Here is a 17,006-nt window from a genome sequence, read left to right as displayed (position 1 = left end):
CTGGATCTGTCGGGTCGGGCGGGCCAGGCTCTACGGCATGGCATACGACACCGCGCAGGACGCGGCCCGGACCCGCTCCCTCCCCCTCGCCCTCCGGGGGGTCCACGTACCCCTCGTCACCCCCTTCGACCGGGCCGGGGAGGTGGCCGCCGAAGCCCTGGAAGGCCTGGCCCACGAGGTGCTCGACGCGGGGGCGAGCGGGATCGTGGCCCTCGGCACCACCGCGGAGAGCGCGGCGCTCGACGAGGCGGAGCGCGACCTCGTCACCGACGTGTGCGCCCGGGTCTGCCGGGAGCGGGGCGCGACGCTGACGGTCGGGGCGGGGGCGAACGGCACGCGGGCCGCCGAGGCCTCGCTGGCCCGGCTGACCCGGTGGCCGGAGGCGCGGGCGGCGCTGGTGACCGTCCCGTCGTTCGTACGGCCCTCGGCGGCGGGGGTGCTGGCGCACTTCGGACGACTGGCCGAGGTGAGCCCGGTACCGCTGATCGTCTATCACATCCCGTACCGAACGGGGCAGCCGCTGGACGCGGTCGCGCTGCGGGCGCTCGGGGCGCTGCCCGGGGTGGCGGGGATGAAGTACGCGGGCGGGGGCATCGGCGAGGACACGGTCGCGCTGCTCGGCGATCCGCCGCCCGGATTCGAGGTGCTGGCGGGGGACGACGTGTACGCGTCTCCGCTGCTGGCGATCGGCGCGGCGGGCGCGATCCTCGCCTCGGCGCATCTGGCGACGGACCGGTTCGCGGAGCTCGCCGGGGCCTGGCGGGCGGGGGACGCGGCCCGGGCGCGGCCACTGGGGCACGCCCTGGCGCGACTGTCCGCGGCGGCTTTCGCCGAACCCAATCCGACGGTCGTCAAGGGCGCCCTGTACGCGCTGGGCCGGATCCCGGCGCCCGGTGTGCGGCTCCCGCTCCTGCCGGCGTCCGAGGCGGCGGTGACGGCCACGCTGGAGCGGCTGGCGGAACTCGAACGGTAGGAATTTCACGCCCGAATATGTCCGATTCAGGCGATTTGCAACCTAAGGGCCGGTCGCCCGAATGAGACGCATGGAGACCGGACTTGCCCGGATTGGGCGCGGGACCGCCGGCCCGTGATGTGAGTCACGGCGGTTCCTCCAACATCATTTCTTCCGCACCGCCGATTCCCTTTTCCAGGAAAGGGAATCGGCATTTACGGCGGGACGCCCCCAAGGTCATTTTCCGGACCTAAAGCAGGAAGTCGATCTACCGGCGGAATTCGGGTCTTGTTACCTCCCGACGGACTCACCTACGGTCACCTCACTCCCGGTGGTCCCCAGCCGAATCCGGTCCACCACCAGGGTCTCCCGTCCCCCCACGTGAGGAATTCCGCCATGCCCGCAAAGGGTAAGCACCGTCGGCCGAAGCACCAGAAGATCACCCGCAAGCTGGCCCTCGCCGGCACCGGTGGCGCGGCCCTCACCCTCCCGCTGATCAGCGCGACCACCGCCGGGGCCGTGGAGACCACCACCGCTCCCGCGGCGCGCACCATCGCCCCCGCGGCCCCCGCCGCCACCGACGCGACCTATTCCGTGAAGGCGGGCGACACCCTTTCCGGGATCGCGTCGAAGCATTCCGTGAGCGGCGGCTGGAAGACGCTCTACGCCGCGAACAAGAACGTCATCGGCAACAATCCGTCGATCATCCGGCCCGGCATCAAACTGAAGCTCGGCGCCCAGCCGGAGGCCGCCCGCGCGAGCCGGTCCGCCGCCCGGACCGTGCTCAAGCCCGCCGCCGCGCCGACCTACGCGAACAACCTCGACGGGTGGATCCGCGAGTCCCTCGCCGTCATGGCCAAGCACGGAATTCCCGGCACCTACAACGGAATTCACCGCAACGTGATGCGCGAGTCCTCGGGCAACCCGCTCGCCATCAACAACTGGGACATCAACGCCCAGAACGGCATCCCGTCCAAGGGTCTGCTCCAGGTCATCGACCCGACCTTCCAGGCCTACCACGTGCCGGGCACCTCGCTGAACTCGTACGACCCGGTCGCCAACATCACCGCGGCGTGCAACTACGCGGCCGCCCGCTACGGTTCCATCGACAACGTCAACGGGGCCTACTGAGCCCCCTGCGGGCACGCGCCAGGGTGCGCAGGGGCGCCACCAGCCCGTAGCCGACGTCCCGGCGCAGGGCGGTGACCCCCGCCCGCTCCACCGCGGTCAGCTGGTGCTCCATCAGCTCCCGCATGGTGGCGATCACCGGACGCAGCCCCGGTTCGACCAGTCCGAGGATGCCGTCGGTGGCGTCGAGGGAGGCCCGGGCGCGCCGGGTCTCGGCGGCGAGCAGGGCCCGCACGGCAGGGGTGTCGCGGGCCCGTTCGAGGTCGGATCGGGTGACCGCGTGCTCGGCGAGGCTGCTGCGCGGGATGCACAGACGGCCGTCCGCGAGGTCCCCGCACAGGTCGGCGAGGAAATCGACCCGCTGGGCCGCGTCGACGAACCGCCGCCAGCCCGCGGCCTGTTCGGTGTCGGGGCCGCCCTGGTACTGGAGTCCGGTGAAGACCAGCACCCCGGGCCAGGCGTAGGCGTCGAGGTAGGCCTGGAAGTCCTCTTCGGTGTCGAAGCCGTCGAAGCCCGCTTCGGCGGTGGCGGCGCCGTCGAGGAAGCGGGAGATCCACTGCGGCGGCAGCGCACGGGTGTGGACCGCGTGGGCGTAGGCGCGCAGGACGGGGTCGGGGCTGTCGCCGTCCTTCAGGGCCGCCTCCACCCGCCCGGTCAACGCGGCCAGTCCCTCGGCCCGCTGCCCCGGCGTACCGGTCTCGGCCACGTCGTCGACCAGGTTCATGAAGGCGAGACCGGCGGCGAGGTACGGCACCAGCTCCGGCGCGGCCAGCAGACGCAGCGCCAGGTAGGGGGCGGGTTCCCGGCGGAGCACCCGGCGGGCGGCGTGCGTGTAGTCCTCGCGCAGCCGGGGGCCGGAGATCCCGGCCCCCGTGAGGATGGTGCGCCAGCTGGGCATGTCGGGGTGCTCCTCGGCCTGTGTACTCGTACGTGTGTACGGGTACACGATGTCAGAAGGGCACGACCTTCTTGACCTTGCCGTCGGTTCCGGCGAGGACGTAGCCGCCGCGGCCGTACTCGTCGGTGAGGTAGGGGCGCATACAGGGGACCTGGTCCATCATCCAGGGCTCGACGATGACGTAGCTCATTTTCGGGTTGGGGATCTTCAGGTCCTTCTTGGACTGCTCCAGCAGGCCGGGCAGGGCGTCCCAGTTGACCGCGGCCATGTCGATCAGCGGCTCGCCCTCCTCGACCGTGCCGTCCGGGCCGGTGCGCTTGGCGGCGCCGTCGCGGTACTGCCAGGCGTCGACGGTCTCGGCACCGGGGGCGGTGGGGATGGAGGCGAGGACGTAGCCGTCGTAGACCGTCATGTCCACGAAGGTGGTCGTACCCGTCTGCTGCTTGAAGGCCTCCAGGGCGGTCCGGATGTTCGCCGGGGTGAGCATGTCGCCGCTGGGCGTGCTCGCCTTGGAACCGCCCGCCTTCGGTCCCGGGCTCGCGGTGGCGGGCCGGTCGGCCGCGGAGCTCGCGGAGACGGTGGGGCGGGCGGAGGAGCCGCCCTTGGCGTCGTCGCGGCCGCCGTCGCCGTTCCCGTCGGGCAGTGCCCGGACGATCCCGATGACCGCGGCCGCCACGACCGCCGCGGCCACGACGCCGATCAGCGCCGGGCGCCTGCGCGGGGCGGGCGCCACCGGGAGGGGCGTGGTGTTGGCCGCGTACGGGGACGGGACCGGACCGAACGGCGGCGGGGTGGCCGGCCCGTACTGCCCGTAGGGGGACGGGGGAACGGGAGCGGGTATGGGTGCGGCGCCGAGCGGGGCCGCGGCGCCGGCTGCGGCGCCGGCTGCGAGAGCGGTGCTCGCGTCCCGGAGCAGCTGTTCCAGTTGTGCGCCGTCGGGCCGCGCGGCCGGGTCCCGTACGAGCAGCCGTTCCAGTACGGATCCCAGCGGGCCCGAGCGCACGGGCGTCGGGATCGGCTCGTCCAGTACGGCGACGACGGTGGCCAGACTGGTGGCCCGGCGCAGCGGGTGGACCCCCTCAGCGGCCACGTACAGCATCATGCCCAGCGACCACAGGTCGGAGGCCGCGAGCCCCTCCTCGCCCCGCACGCGCTCGGGCGCGATGTACTCCGGCGAACCGATCAGCACACCGGTCGCGGTGAGCCCCGTCGATTCCTGGAGGGCGGCGATGCCGAAGTCGGTGAGCACCGCCGACCCGTCGGGCCGCAGCAGCACGTTGGCCGGTTTCACGTCACGGTGGAGGATCCCCTCGGCGTGTGCCGCGCGCAGCGCGGACAGCACGTCGAGGCCGGTGCGCAGCACGTCCGCGAGCGGCATCGGACCGGCCGCCAGCTTGTCGTGCAGGGAGCCTCCCCGGACGAGTTCCATGACGATCCACGGATGTCCGTCCGCGCCCTCGGGCGGCTCGACGATGTGGTGGATCGTCACCACGTGGGGGTGGGCGAGACGGGCGAGTGCTCGGGCCTCGCGGACGGCCCGTTCGCGCAGCTGATCGGCGAGACCGGGTTGGGCGGCGGCGGTCGCCGCGTCCGGCGGGCGCACCTCCTTCAGTGCGACCTCGCGGTGCAGGGCGATGTCGCGGGCCCGCCACACCGTACCCATGCCCCCGCTGCCCAGGGGTGCGACGAGTTCGAATCGCCCGTCGATCATTTGTCTGCCGGCCTCACCAGTGCTCATGGCCGGTCATCGTAGGCCCCTGCGCCGTCAGCAGCGTCGGCGGTCCACCGTGAGCGTGCCCTGCACCGTGGTGATCGTACGGTCGTAGCAGCCGCCGGGTGCCCCGGACCCGTGGAGCCGGTGGCGGGCGGAGGTGGTGGCGACCGCGTGGCGCTGGTCGCGCGGGACGTTCGCGGTGTAGGTGGCGTCGCCCGTGTACCGGTCGTCGAGGTGGGACACGTCGACGGTGCGGCCGCCGCGCAGGGTGACGGTGTCGGCGCGGTCGCCGAGCGAGAGGACGGTACGCAGCCGGTCGCCGGCGCCCAGGGTGGTCTCGCCGTCCATCGTGTACGTGCCGGTGGTACGGGTGGTGGTCGGCCCTCGGGTCACGCTCTCCTCGTCGGTCCAGGTCGCGGTCAGCGCGTCCCGGGCCTCGCCCTCGGTCCAGCGGTGCACGGAGGTGCCCCGCACCGCGCGGGTGACGGTGGTGGTGATCCGGCCGTGCGAGGTGTCCAGGTACCCGGAGACGGTCAGCCGGTGGCTTCCCTCGGTGTCCAGGCGGTGTTCGCCGCCGGGGGCGGCGGGCGTCCAGCGGGAGGAGCCCGCCGGTTCGCTCTGCTCCTGCCGGGTCAGGGCCCCGGTGACGATCTCTCGGGCCTCGTCCTGCCACAGCAGCAGGTTCGTCGGGGTGCTCCAGCCGCTCTGCCCGGCCGGCACCCCGGCCACGGACACCTCGATGCGGTGCGGGCGGCCGTCGCCCAGCAGCGCGGCGAAGGGGGTGAGGTCGTAGAGGATCGGCCGGACGTCGAAGGCGCGCGGGCCGGGAGTGACGTACCAGAGGAAGGGGTTGGACCAGCCGCCGGTCCAGACGGTGGGGAACGGGGCGGCGATGCCCGCGAGTTGGCCGTCGACGGAGATCCTCACCTCCCGGTGGGGGCCCTTGTCCGCCTTGCAGGAGTAGGGGGCCGGATCGGGGGTGGTCATGTACCAGTACTCCTCGCAGCCGCCGCCGGAGCCGGTGGCGTACACCTCGGCGAGGAGGCGTTCGGTGTTGCGCGGGGTGGTGACCGTCGGGGTGGTGAGGGGCAGTACGCGGTCGGGGGTGTCGGGGGCGGGCGGGGTGCGGCCCTCGGCGGCGTAGAAGGTCAGGGTGACCTTGACCTCGATGACTCCCGTGTAGGTGTCGTCGACGACGTTGCCGATGAGCATCTCGACGGGCTGCGGGCGGGCGAGGGTGTCGCGGTAGCGGGTGACGTCCTTCTCCACGGACCACGCGATGCCGTCGGGCGAGGGCTGGGGCGTGGAGGTGCGCAGGATCTCGACGCCGCCGAGCGTGAGGTTGCCCAGGCGGTCGTACTGGCGGCCCTTGACCTTGCCGTCGAGGCGCAGCACCACCTTGGCCCAGTCGCCCGGTCCGCAGTCCGCGGGCGGTGCGTAGCCGCCGCGGTAGGGGGTGAAGTCGCGGAACTGCGCCTCCGCGAGGGTCACCTGGCAGGACCGGGTCCCGGGCCGGGTGACGGGCGGGGCGGGGGTGAGCGGGTCGTGCCAGTCGGTGCCGAACTCGGCGGGCGGGTCGGCCTGGGGCGCCGCCGCGGGGTGCGCGGCGGCGAGGTGGCCGGTGGTGGCGTGCGCGGGTCCCGCGGCGGCCAGGGTGCCGGCCGCCAGCGCGATCGCGCCGAGCAGGCCCATGATCCCGTGTCGTCTCATGGGCCCGCAGTGAAACCCGGCCCGCGGGGACGGCGCCAGGGTGGGCACGCCGGATGTGGCGCGATTTCGCCCCCGCGGGAAGGCCCCGGATCAGGCCGGGAGGACCACGACGCCGTCGTCGTCGGCGTGGACGGTGTCCCCGGGCCGGAAGGTGGTGCCGCCGATGGTGACGGGCACGTCCACCTCGCCCGCGCCGGTCTTCCCGCTCTTGCGGGGGACCGTGCCCAGCGCCTTGACGCCGAGGTCGAGCCCGCCGAGGGCCACGCTGTCGCGGACGGCTCCGTTGATGATCAGGCCCGCCCAGCCGTTGCGCTCGGCGGCCCCGGCGATGAGGTCTCCGACGAGGGCGGTACGCAGCGATCCGCCACCGTCCACGACGAGGACCGCTCCCTCGCCCGGCCCGTTCACGAGTTCGCGCAGCAGGGCGTTGTCCTCGTGGCAGGAGAGGGTCCGTACCGGACCTGCGAACAGCCGGCGACCGCCGAGCTGCCGGAACTGCGTGGCACAGATGCCGAGGGCCTCGCCGTGCTCGTCGTACATGTCGGCCGTGGGGACGGGGGTGACGCTCATGTCGCTGAAGGTTCCTCGCTGCTCGTTCGTTCTCGCTCGTACGTCGTGCCGTGCGGCCAGCGTAATGGCCGCACGCGCGCGGGCGCCGGAGCGGGTCAGCGGCGGGAGTTGCCGAAGAGGATCCGGTAGCCGATGAGCAGGACCAGGGAGCCGGCGATGGCCGCGCCCCAGGTGGTGAGGTCGAAGAACTCGGTCTGGATCGGCTTGTCGAGGAACTTCGCCGAGAGCCAGCCGCCGATGAAGGAGCCCGCGACACCGATGAGGGTGGTGACGATCAGGCCGCCGGGATCCCGGCCGGGCAGCAGGAACTTGGCTATGCCTCCGGCCAGCAGTCCCAGGACGATCCAGCTGACGATTCCCATGCCCAGTCACTCCGTTTCGGTGGTTCGGTGTTCTCCGGGGAGGACGCCGCGCGGGCCGGAACGGTTCTCAGACGGCGGCACCGGCCATCGCGGCGGGCGGAGTCCGGGTCAGCAGGAGCACCCCTCGCGTCGCGGCGAGTGCTCCGGCCACCGCCAGCAGCACGCCGAGCGCGCCGCCCTGGAGGCGTTCGCCGAGCAGGAGCATGCCGATGGCGGCCGCCGCGAGGGGGTTGGACAGGTTGACCACGGCCAGCGGGGCGCCGAGGCCGCCCCGGTAGGCCCGTTGCGACAGGAGCATCCCGCCGACCGCGAACACCACGACGAGCAGGGCCACCGCGACGACCCGGACGCTCAGCAGGTCCCCGCCGCGGCCGCCCGCCACGGCCACCGTCTGGGTCAGGGCGGAGGCGGCCGCGGAGGCGAGCCCGGACGCGGTCGCGTGCCGGAGCCCGGAGCGCGGGTCCTTGCGGGCGGTCAGCAGCAGGATCACGGCGGCCGTCGCCCCGGAGACGGCGAGGGCCTCGGCCAGCGAGAGGGTGTCGTCGGGGGCCGGCCCGGAAGCCGGGAGCAGCAGCAGACCGAGCCCGGTGACGGTGGCCAGGGTGCCCCGCCATTCGGTGGCCGCGACCCGGCGCCCCGCTCCGTGTGCGCCGAGCGGTACGGCGGCCACGAGGGTGAGCGCGCCGAGCGGCTGGACCAGGGTGAGCGGCCCGTACCGCAGTGCGGCTGCGTGCAGCAGCGCGGCGGCGGCGTTCAGCCCGGCCGACCACCACCAGGCGCCGTTGCCGAGGAGGGCCCCGACGCTGCGCGCCACGGCGGCCCGGGCGAGCCGCTCCTGGGCGACGGCCGCGGCCGCGTACGTGACGGCGGAGGCGAGGCAGAGCACGACGGCGAGCACGGTGGCGTTCACGGCCGGGCTCCTGCGGAGGTACCTGCGCAGGCCCGGGTGGGGCCGGCCGGAGCGCAGGCCCCGGTGGGGGCGGCCGGAGCGGAGGCCCGGGTGGGGGCGGCCGGAGCGGTGGCCTGGTTCGGAGCCGAGCCCGTGCCGGTTCGCTGGGCCGGCAGTGCGGCGGGTTCCTGGGCCGGGGGGCCGCTCCGCGGCTGTCCCGGCGGGCTCGGGACCACGAGCAGGGCCGCGCCGAGGAGAACGGCGGCGACGACGGAGTCGAGCCAGTAGTGGTTGGCCGTGCCGACCACCACCAGCAGCGTCACCAGCGGGTGCAGCAGCCACAGCGCCCGCCACCGGGAGGCGGTGGCGGCGATCATGCCGAGCGCGAGCATCAGCGCCCAGCCGAAGTGCAGGGAGGGCATCGCCGCGAACTGGTTGGCCATCGCGTCGGAGGCCGGATCGGCTCCGTAGACGGAGGGACCGTACATCCGGCCGGTGTCCACGAGATGGGCCGCTTCGAGCATCCGCGGGGGCGCCAGTGGGAAGGCGAGGTGGAGGACGAGGGCGGCTCCGGTGAGCACGGCCAGGACCCGGCGGGCCCACAGGTAGTGGCCGGGGCGGCGCACGTAGAGCCAGATCAGGAAGAGCGCGGTCGCGGGGAAGTGGACGACCGCGTAGTAGGTGTTGGCCGTGTGCACGAGGGCGTCGCCGTGCAGCAGCAGGCGCTGTACCGCGCCCTCCCCGGGCAGGTGCAGGGCGCGCTCGGCGTCCCAGGTCCACCCCGCGTTGCGGAAGGCCTCGCCGGTGCGGCCGGTCGACAGGGTCCGGCCCGCCTTGTAGACGGCGAAGAGCCCGGCGACGAGCAGCAGCTCGCGTATGAGCCGGCGCCGCGCCGCCCCCGGTGGGCCGGGTTCCTCGGATATCCCGGTGGTCTGGGCGTTCATCCGCCGGTCTCGCTTCCTGTTCGCACACGCATCGGTCCCGCGTCCCCCTGGTTCCGGCCTGCCTCCGGCCGATATCGACACGCCAGTGTATCGATACATTCGCGTATCGATACGACCCTGTACCGATACGCTCGCGTTCCCGTAGACTTTCACCAGACCCCGCCACCGAGGCGCCCCGAGGAGAGCCGCACCCATGACGTCGACGCCGCCGACCACCGCGCGCCGCTCCAAGATCACCCCGGAGCGGGAGCAGGAGTTCTTCGACGCAGTCCTGGAGCAGCTGCGCGAGCACGGCTACGAGGCCCTGACCATGGAGGGCGTCGCCGCCCGCGCCAGCTGCGGCAAGTCCACGCTCTACCGGCAGTGGAAGACCAAACCCCGGCTGGTCGCCGCCGCCCTGCGCGCGAACCGGCAGGGCACGCTGGCCGCGGTGGACACCGGGTCGCTGGCCGGCGATCTGCGCGAGGCCGCGCGGATCGCGGCGTGCACCTCGGGCCGGGACACCCGGCTGGTGCAGGCCCTCGGGCATGCGGTGCTCAGCGACGAGGAGCTCCAGTCCGCGCTGCGCGAGGCGCTGGTCGAACCGGAGCTGGCGGCCTTCGACGCGATGGTGGAGCGGGCCGTGGCGCGGGGTGAGATCACCGCGGACCACCCGGCGGTGGAGTTCCTGCCCGCGCAGCTGATGGGCGTATGCCGGATCCGCCACGTACTGGAGGGCCGGTACGCCGACGCCGACTACCTGGTCCGGTTCGTCGACGCGGTCATGCTCCCCTCCCTGGGCCTGGCGCCGGCCGGAGGCCGGACCCCCTGAACCGGCGGGCCGCCGTCTCGATGACCTGACGGCGACCTGCCCGCGCTGCCTCGTGGGGACGGTGGCAGCGCGCCACCCGGGCCGGGCGACGGTCACTCACTCGTGGAGTGGCCGCCGCCCGGGCCGTGTGGGCCGCCCCGATCACGAACGCCCGATCACGAACGCCCCGATCACAACCGCCTTGATCGCGACCGTCCTTGCGGCCCGGCGGGCGGGACGTCAGCGTACGGAGCCCATCACCCGCACGTACTCCTCCGGATCGGCGTCGAAGCCCCGGACCCGCGCGTCGAGGGTCCAGGCACCCGAGGCGTCCCGGAGGAACTCGGCCACCGTGGCGGCCGTGGCGGTCGACACGTCCCCGAAGTCGCCCTGCGCCAGGTCGGTGTGGCCCTCCCGGACGCGGAAGCCCGTACCGCCGATGTCGGCGAAGGTCTTCGCGTCGCCGCCGGCGCCCGCGAGGGCGTTCTGTATGACCACGCCGACGACGACCCGGCGCGACTCCTCGCCCATCCGGTCGAGTTCGATCGTCATCACCTCGTCGAAGCCGAAGCCCTGGCCGGTGTGGCTGTCCCGGTTCAGCGTGATCGTGCCGTCGGGCGAGCGCCTGCCGAAGTGGACCAGTTGGACGGGTTCCCGGTGGAGGTCCGCCGCCCCGTACACGGCGGCGATGATGTCCAGGTCGTTCGCGGGCGTGCCGGCCGGGCTGGGATCCCACTTCAGGGCGACCTCCACCTTGGCCAGGCCCTTGCGTACACCGGTCACCGAACTCCCCCTCCGTTCAACGGGTATGGCCCGGCCATGATCCCATGCGCGCCGCGACCGGGGCCGAACGACCGTACTATCCCGGCCAGTCGACCCCGCGTCCCGTACGGCTACCAGTCGCCGTCCCGTACGGGCCTGCCCGGCCGAGGGGCGTTCCCCAGCGGCTTGACCTGGCCCGGGGCCGGCTCCGCCCAAGGGTCGTGGTCGTCGCCGAGCCACTCCCCCACCGGCTTGACCCGGCCCAGGGTGTCGGCCGGCGCGAGGTCTGCGGCGGATTCGTCGTAGTGGTCGAACCAGGGCAGGCCGGCCCTGGTGTACGCGGCCCGGTCGATCGGCGAGGGCGGGGCGTCCTCCCCGGTGATGCGCCGCCACGCGGGCGGCGGCACCAGGTGGACGAAAGCCCGCCCGGCCGGCTCCTCGGCCCAGTCGGACAGCGGCCGGTCGTCCCGGTAGACCTCCTGGCGCATGGAACCGCCGACCCCGAGTCCCATCGCGGGAGCCGCGGGCGGAGGGGCGGCTCCCGGGCGGGCGGAGCCCGGAGCGCCGCCGGGCATCATGGGCGCGGGCATCATCGGCGCGGACAGCGGCCCGCCGAAGCCCCCGGGGGCCTGCGGAGCCCCGTACGGAGCCCCGTACCCGGCGCCTCCGCCCGGCCTGCCCGCCCGCGGCGCCGCCTGCGCCCGACGCCACCCCGCGAGCGCCGCCGGCCCCAGCGGGAACGCCTGGAGCTGCACGCCGCCGGTGGTCTCCTCGCCGGTCACCTGGCCCTCGACGGTGGCACCGAGCCCGAGGGGCACGGCCACGAACTGGCGCACCGTGCCGTTCCCGGAATTGATCCCGTCCAGCCACGGCTGCCGGGGCAGCGTGACGTAGTTCTGGGGGTCGCGCGCGAGCCTCCCCGTCCAGCGCTCACCCGAAACGGCGCAGACCTTGCCGACCCCGACCTGGAGCGCCGCGGGTTCACGGGTGCCGCCGAAGCTCAGCCACATCGCCTCGCGCAGGTACACGGGCAGCATCACGCCGCCCTTCGCGAGCCACTCGGGCGGCACGGTGTCCGGGTAGTCCTCCACGCGGCGCAGCGGGAACTCCCCCAGCCCCGGCGGCAGCGCGTGCGTACCGGATTCGGGAATCCGCAAGGTCCGAATGAAGTGGATCCGCACCCCTTCTCCGAGTATCAGAGCATTTTTGTGCACCCTCACCGAACCGGTTCCCATTCCACCCCTTTTTTCGCCCGCGCACCGATCGGCGACAGGATCGCCGGTCTGGCCGGATCGTTATCCTCAAGTTTTGCTCAGATGTAGTGACGCTGAGCCCGTCACCTTCCTAGCTTCCTCGTACACGCGTCTTTCTCGTACGCGTGTCTCGACGTCCCCCACGTCTCCGCGGTTCCACGCGACCGGCGATCCCGGCGCACCGCCGCGTCCAAAGAAAGAGTGCAAGATGAAGGTTCCCCAGGCCGGTGCGGTCGCCGCAGTGATCGCCCTCACCCTCACCACCGCAGGGTGCGGTGGCGACGACGAGGCCGAGGGAACCCTGGCGGTCGGCATCAAGTTCGACCAGCCGGGCATCGGGATGAAGGAGCCCGACGGCACCTTCACCGGTTTCGACGTGGACGTCGCCACCTACATCGCCAAGGAGCTCGGGTACAAGCCGGACCGGATCGAGTTCAAAGAGGTGCTCAGCAACGACCGCGAGCTGCTGCTGCAGTACAACGAGGTGGATCTGGTCGCCGCGAGCTACTCGATCAACGACAAGCGCAAGGAGAAGGTCGACTTCGCCGGCCCGTACTTCGTCGCGCACCAGGACCTGCTGATCCGCGCCGACGACACGAGCATCACCAAGGCCGAGGACCTCAACAACCCCGCCAAGCGGCTCTGCTCGGTCACCGGCTCCACCTCGGCCGAGAACCTCAAGAACAGGCTCGCCCCGAAGGCGGGCATCCTCGAGGTCTCCGGGTACTCGGAGTGCCTCGTCGCCCTTCAGGACCGCCTGGTCGACGCGATGACCACGGACAACTCCATCCTGGCCGGTTACGCGGCCCGGAAGGGCAACGAGGGCAAGTTCAAGCTCACGGGCCAGAACCTGAGCGTCGAGAACTACGGCATCGGCGTCAAGAAGGGCAACAAGCAACTCCAGGGCAAGATCAACGCCGCGCTGAAGAAGATGATCGAGGACGGGTCCTGGGACGCGGCGGTGAAGAAGAACTTCGGCGCCGACTACAAGGCCGAAGGGGCCCCGGCGGTCACAGCGGGCAGCTGACGATCGTCGAGGCGGTGGCCGGGTCCGCCCAGTCGGCGTCGAAGCGGGCGTTGACCACGTAGAGCCGGTCGCCGTACACGGCCGCGGTGGTGGGTTCGTCGAAGCGCGGGTCGGTGATCCGCTTGACGAACCGGGCCCTGCGGCCGTCCCCGCTCAGCGTGAACACGTCCACGGCGTAGGCCCAGTTGCGTACGACGTACAGGGTGCGGCCGTGGACCACGAGCCCGTCGCCGTTGCCCACCGAGCCCCCGTCGAGCACGGTCCTCGTCGCGGTGCCGGTGCGCGGGTCGACGCGGAAGAGGGCCTCCGCCGTGTCGTGCACCAGCAGCAGGGCCTGGCCGTCGGGGGTGCGCTCGATGCCGTTGGCGCCCCAGTACTGGCCACCGGGCGGGACCGGGACCCATTCCCCGCCGAGGCGCAGCGGGCGCGGCGCGGCGTCGGCACCCGTGAGCGAGGGGCCGGCGGGCAGGAAGTACACGACGTCGGCGAAGGAGTCGGTGAACCAGGCCCCGCCGCATCCGACGACCACGTCGTTGATGAAGGCCGTGCCCGTGGCGGCCTGGTGCGTGGCCAGCACACGGCCGTCACCGGAGTGGATCACCCGGATCTGCCCGCTGTCGCCACCGGCGACGAGGAGCCTGCCATGGGTGTCGAGCTTGAGGCCGACCGACATCGGCCCCTGGCCCCGGCTGATGATCCGGCCGGTGCCGGTGGCGAGGTCGGCGCGGTAGATCGAGCCGTCGATCAGCGATCCCGTGTAGGCCACGCCCCGTCCCGAGACGGCGATGCCCTCGGGCTGGAAGCCGGCCGGGGTGGCGATGGCGTCGGGGCGGGAGGCGGCGGGCGAGGGCTCGTCGGCCGTCGTACGGGCCTGGGCGAGCGGGGCGAGCGGTCCGGCGAGCGCGACGCCGCCGAGGGCCGCGGCCGCCCCGATGAACCCGCGCCTGCCCAAGGGTCGTCCAGTCACGGTGGTGTCCTTTCAACTGCCTTGAAACCAGCATCGATTGACCCACCCACCTCAACACACCCGCCCTGTCCCGTCAGCGTGCCCGCCCGGACACTTCACAAGGGAATGGGGAGCCTCCCCTTCACCACACCCGCCCCCCGGCCGCCCCGGCGCGCCCGGCTCGGCGCGTCGGGCGTCCGGCCCGCGGACGGACCGCGGGCCGGCTCGGCGAAGGGGCTCGGGGCCGAGAGCTCAGGGCTCAGGGCTCAGGGCTCAGGCCACCGGGGCCTTGCCGCGCAGCACCGTGAGGAACTCCCTCATCCAGCGCGAGTGGTCGGGCCAGGCGCGGGCCGAGACCAGGGTGCCGTCGACCACCGTCTCGGAGTCCTCGAACTCCGCCCCCGCCGCCTTCATGTCCAGCTCCAGCGCCGGGTACGCCGTGACCCGGCGTCCGGACAGGCTCCCGGCCGCGGCCGTGATCAGGGGGCCGTGGCAGATCTGGGCGATCGGCTTGTCGGCGTCGGCGAAGGCCGCCAGGATCCGCCGCACCTCGGGGTCGTTGCGCAGGTACTCCGGCGCGCGGCCACCGGGCACGACCAGGGCCGCGTACTCCTCCGGCACCACGTCCGCGAAGGCCACGTCGGCCGGCCAGGTGTAGCCGGGCTTCTCGGTGTAGGTGTCGAACCCCTCCTCGAAGTCGTGGACCACGAACCGCAGCTTCTTCACCGCCGGCGCGGCGATGTGGACCTCGTACCCCTCCTCGCGAAGCCGCTGGTACGGATACAGGACCTCCAGCGATTCGGCCGCGTCGCCGGTCACGATGAGGATCTTCACTGCCATGGGCTGCTCCCGGTAGGGGTGTTCACGGTACGGAGGTGCACGATCGGCACGGCCACGCCGGGCCACCGCTACCCTGCCCGCGCCGCGGCGGCCGCACACACGAAGGTCCGCGCGCCGGACACATGGCCTTTACCTGCCGGGCACATGACAATGTGAGCCTCGCTCTGCCACCTGACACCCCGCCAACACCCAGGGCGGGGACGGTGTTTGTGGAGAGGAACCCCCACATCATGAGATTGTCCCGCCTGACCCCGTGGGCCTCCGGCCTCGCCGTGGCCGCCCTGATCGCGATACCGGCGGCCGCCTCCGCCGGCCAGGACCGGGCGGCCGCCCCCACGACCGCGACGGCCTCCGTTTCCGTGGACGCGTACTACGCGGCCGCCGAGGGCAAGTCCGGTGCCGCGCTCAAGACCGCTCTGCACAACATCATCAAGGTGCAGTCGAAGGTGAGCTACGACGGCGTGTGGAACGCGCTGAAGGTCACCGACCAGGACCCGGCGAACCCGAACAACGTCATCCTCGTCTACTCCGGCCGCTCCCAGTCGAAGTCCACCAACGGCGGCGGCGTCAACGACTGGAACCGCGAGCACGTGTGGGCCAAGAGCCACGGGGACTTCGGCACCGCCACCGGCCCGGGCACCGACCTGCACCACCTGCGCCCCGAGGACGTCACGGTCAACAGCACCCGCGGCAACAAGGACTTCGACATGGGCGGCAGCCCGGTCAGCGAGGCCCCGGGCAGCTTCACCGACGGCGACTCCTTCGAGCCGCGCAACGCGGTCAAGGGCGACGTCGCGCGGATGCTGCTCTACATGGCCGTGCGCTACGACGGCGGCGACGGTTTCGCCGACCTGGAGATGAACGACAAGGTCAACAACGGCACTGCGCCGCTGTTCGGCCGCCTCAGCGTGTTGAAGCAGTGGAACCGGATGGACCCGCCGGACGCCTTCGAGCAGCGCCGCAACCAGGTCATCTACGACACCTACCAGCACAACCGGAACCCGTTCATCGACCACCCGGAGTGGGTCGACTCCATCTGGCCCTAGTACTGCGACGGTCCTCGCCGGCGGCCCGCAGCTCGATGGTGACGCTGCGGGCCTCGGCGCTGGTACGGCGGGTGACGGAGGGCGTGAGCCGTGTGCCGCCGCCTTGACGGCGGGCCTCAGGCACCGCTCGGCTGGATCATTCTGCGGCCCGCGGTGCTCCCGCCGTCCACGGCGATCGAGGCACCCGTCATGTAGGGGAAGTCGTCGGACGCGAGGCCGAGCACCGCGCGCGCGATCTCCTCGGCGTCGGCCATCCGTTCGAGACCGTCGACGTTGAGCGGACCCCACGCCTGCTTGTACGTCAGCCAGGCCGCGTCCGGGATCCCCGGCGGGCGCACGAAGGGGGTGTCGGTGGTGCCGGGCAACAGGGCGTTGACCCTGATTCCCTTGGGTCCGTACGCGAGTGCCGCGGACTTCACCAAGCCCTGCACCGCCCGCTTGCTCGCGGTGTACGCGGCGCCGTTCGGCCGCGCCTGTTCGGCCGCCGACGAGGAGGTGCAGATGATGACGCCGCGCCGAGCCCGGAGCATGTGCGGAATCTCGTACTTGATCGAGAGGAACACTCCGCGGGCATTGGTGGCCTGGACGTCGTCCCATTCCTCGACGCTCATCTCGTGGGGCAGTTTGCCGCCGCCGATCCCCGCGTTGTTGAAAGCCACGTCGATGCCGCCGTAACGGCTCGCGACCCGGTCCACGAAGGCGCGCACCTGGGCGTCCACCCGTACGTCTGCCTGGATGTACGTCGCTTCGCCCCCCGCGTCCCGGATCTCCCGTTCCACCTGGCGCCCCAGCTCGGCTCGCCGGCCGCAGAACCCGACGTGGGCCCCCTCCGCGGCGAAGGCCTTCGCCGCGGCCCTGCCGATGCCGGATGTGCCGCCCGTGACGAGCACCGACTTCCCCTGGAAGCGGCCGGCCTTGGCGGGGGATCCCGACGGGGCGCCGACCGCGGCGTGGGCGGTGCCGCCGAAGGCCGCGCCGCCCAGGCCGAGAGCGGCCGCACCGCCGAGGAGGGAGCGCCGGCCCAGATCCGCGGACCGCGCGTCGGCGTCAGCGGTCGTGTTCGCGTTCCGGTTCCGGTTCTGGTCCTGGTCCTGGTCCTGGTATGTGTTCGCATCCGTGTTCATGGCGATCACGGTCGCAGCCCGCACCGGTTGCTCGGCTCCTTCCGCGGGGCG

General features: G+C 72.8%; 17 protein-coding genes. 5 read left to right on the top strand and 12 right to left on the bottom strand.

What is annotated here, in order from left to right; genetic code table 11:
* The first annotated feature begins 37 nt into the window (after positions 1 to 37).
* Together ACIQ5Y_RS23865 and ACIQ5Y_RS23860 are read left to right on the top strand one after the other, a co-directional pair.
* Positions 38 to 973, top strand: a complete 936-nt coding sequence (locus ACIQ5Y_RS23865) for a dihydrodipicolinate synthase family protein (protein WP_403883873.1) — start codon at positions 38 to 40, stop codon at positions 971 to 973.
* Between the two features lie 375 nt (positions 974 to 1,348).
* Complete coding sequence (locus ACIQ5Y_RS23860) at positions 1,349 to 2,083, top strand: LysM peptidoglycan-binding domain-containing protein (RefSeq protein WP_403883870.1); 735 nt, start codon at positions 1,349 to 1,351, stop codon at positions 2,081 to 2,083.
* Here the strand turns inward: ACIQ5Y_RS23860 and ACIQ5Y_RS23855 are convergent.
* The 7 genes from ACIQ5Y_RS23855 to ACIQ5Y_RS23825 all read right to left on the bottom strand — a co-directional run bounded on the left by ACIQ5Y_RS23855 (position 2,067) and on the right by ACIQ5Y_RS23825 (position 9,167).
* Positions 2,067 to 2,978 (bottom strand): squalene/phytoene synthase family protein, encoded by a 912-nt coding sequence (locus ACIQ5Y_RS23855; RefSeq protein ID WP_403883867.1) that lies wholly within the window; start codon positions 2,976 to 2,978, stop codon positions 2,067 to 2,069. The genes ACIQ5Y_RS23860 and ACIQ5Y_RS23855 overlap by 17 nt on opposite strands.
* Before the next feature lie 52 nt (positions 2,979 to 3,030).
* A complete protein-coding gene (locus ACIQ5Y_RS23850; RefSeq protein ID WP_403883864.1) occupies positions 3,031 to 4,689 on the bottom strand; it encodes a serine/threonine-protein kinase in 1,659 nt (552 codons plus the stop codon).
* Positions 4,690 to 4,743: 54 nt separating this feature from the next.
* Entirely contained in the window at positions 4,744 to 6,402 is a 1,659-nt protein-coding gene (locus tag ACIQ5Y_RS23845; RefSeq protein ID WP_403883861.1) for a peptide-N4-asparagine amidase, read from the bottom strand.
* Positions 6,403 to 6,492: 90 nt separating this feature from the next.
* Positions 6,493 to 6,972, bottom strand: coding sequence for a ribonuclease E activity regulator RraA (gene rraA / locus ACIQ5Y_RS23840; protein ID WP_403883858.1), 480 nt, complete (start codon positions 6,970 to 6,972; stop codon positions 6,493 to 6,495).
* Between the two features lie 95 nt (positions 6,973 to 7,067).
* Entirely contained in the window at positions 7,068 to 7,334 is a 267-nt protein-coding gene (locus tag ACIQ5Y_RS23835; RefSeq protein ID WP_403883855.1) for a GlsB/YeaQ/YmgE family stress response membrane protein, read from the bottom strand.
* A gap of 67 nt (positions 7,335 to 7,401) precedes the next feature.
* On the bottom strand, positions 7,402 to 8,244 hold the full coding sequence (locus ACIQ5Y_RS23830) for a hypothetical protein (RefSeq protein ID WP_403883852.1): 843 nt from the start codon (positions 8,242 to 8,244) through the stop codon (positions 7,402 to 7,404).
* Positions 8,241 to 9,167, bottom strand: a complete 927-nt coding sequence (locus tag ACIQ5Y_RS23825) for a phosphatase PAP2 family protein (RefSeq protein WP_403883849.1) — start codon at positions 9,165 to 9,167, stop codon at positions 8,241 to 8,243. Before ACIQ5Y_RS23825 ends, ACIQ5Y_RS23830 begins: the two co-directional genes overlap by 4 nt.
* 193 nt (positions 9,168 to 9,360) lie before the next feature.
* Here ACIQ5Y_RS23825 and ACIQ5Y_RS23820 point away from each other — a divergent pair, with 193 nt between their 5' ends.
* Entirely contained in the window at positions 9,361 to 9,978 is a 618-nt protein-coding gene (locus ACIQ5Y_RS23820; protein WP_403883846.1) for a TetR/AcrR family transcriptional regulator, read from the top strand.
* A gap of 219 nt (positions 9,979 to 10,197) precedes the next feature.
* Here the strand turns inward: ACIQ5Y_RS23820 and ACIQ5Y_RS23815 are convergent, their stop codons facing one another.
* On the bottom strand, positions 10,198 to 10,740 hold the full coding sequence (locus ACIQ5Y_RS23815; RefSeq protein WP_403883843.1) for a TerD family protein: 543 nt from the start codon (positions 10,738 to 10,740) through the stop codon (positions 10,198 to 10,200).
* Positions 10,741 to 10,850: 110 nt separating this feature from the next.
* Positions 10,851 to 11,954, bottom strand: a complete 1,104-nt coding sequence (locus ACIQ5Y_RS23810) for a hypothetical protein (RefSeq protein ID WP_403883840.1) — start codon at positions 11,952 to 11,954, stop codon at positions 10,851 to 10,853.
* Between the two features lie 226 nt (positions 11,955 to 12,180).
* On the opposite strand from ACIQ5Y_RS23810, the gene ACIQ5Y_RS23805 reads away from it, so the two are divergent.
* The gene (locus ACIQ5Y_RS23805; protein ID WP_403883837.1) at positions 12,181 to 12,999 is read left to right on the top strand and encodes a glutamate ABC transporter substrate-binding protein; all 819 of its coding nucleotides are present in this window, start codon (positions 12,181 to 12,183) and stop codon (positions 12,997 to 12,999) included.
* Here the strand turns inward: ACIQ5Y_RS23805 and ACIQ5Y_RS23800 are convergent.
* Entirely contained in the window at positions 12,983 to 13,966 is a 984-nt protein-coding gene (locus ACIQ5Y_RS23800) for an SMP-30/gluconolactonase/LRE family protein (RefSeq protein WP_403883834.1), read from the bottom strand. The two genes, ACIQ5Y_RS23805 and ACIQ5Y_RS23800, sit on opposite strands and share 17 nt — an antisense overlap.
* Positions 13,967 to 14,218: 252 nt before the next feature.
* The gene (locus ACIQ5Y_RS23795) at positions 14,219 to 14,785 is read right to left on the bottom strand and encodes a DJ-1/PfpI family protein (RefSeq protein WP_403883831.1); all 567 of its coding nucleotides are present in this window, start codon (positions 14,783 to 14,785) and stop codon (positions 14,219 to 14,221) included.
* Between the two features lie 230 nt (positions 14,786 to 15,015).
* Between ACIQ5Y_RS23795 and ACIQ5Y_RS23790 the strand changes: the two genes are divergently transcribed.
* On the top strand, positions 15,016 to 15,831 hold the full coding sequence (locus ACIQ5Y_RS23790) for an endonuclease I family protein (RefSeq protein ID WP_403883828.1): 816 nt from the start codon (positions 15,016 to 15,018) through the stop codon (positions 15,829 to 15,831).
* A 116-nt stretch (positions 15,832 to 15,947) separates the two neighbouring features.
* Here the strand turns inward: ACIQ5Y_RS23790 and ACIQ5Y_RS23785 are convergent, their stop codons facing one another.
* A complete protein-coding gene (locus tag ACIQ5Y_RS23785; protein WP_403883826.1) occupies positions 15,948 to 16,955 on the bottom strand; it encodes an SDR family NAD(P)-dependent oxidoreductase in 1,008 nt (335 codons plus the stop codon).
* Positions 16,956 to 17,006: the final 51 nt, after the last annotated feature.

It is taken from the genome of Streptomyces sp. NPDC096339, assembly GCF_044762985.1.
In the GTDB taxonomy this organism is placed as follows: domain Bacteria; phylum Actinomycetota; class Actinomycetes; order Streptomycetales; family Streptomycetaceae; genus Streptomyces.
This window is presented reverse-complemented; position numbering and strand designations above follow the sequence as displayed.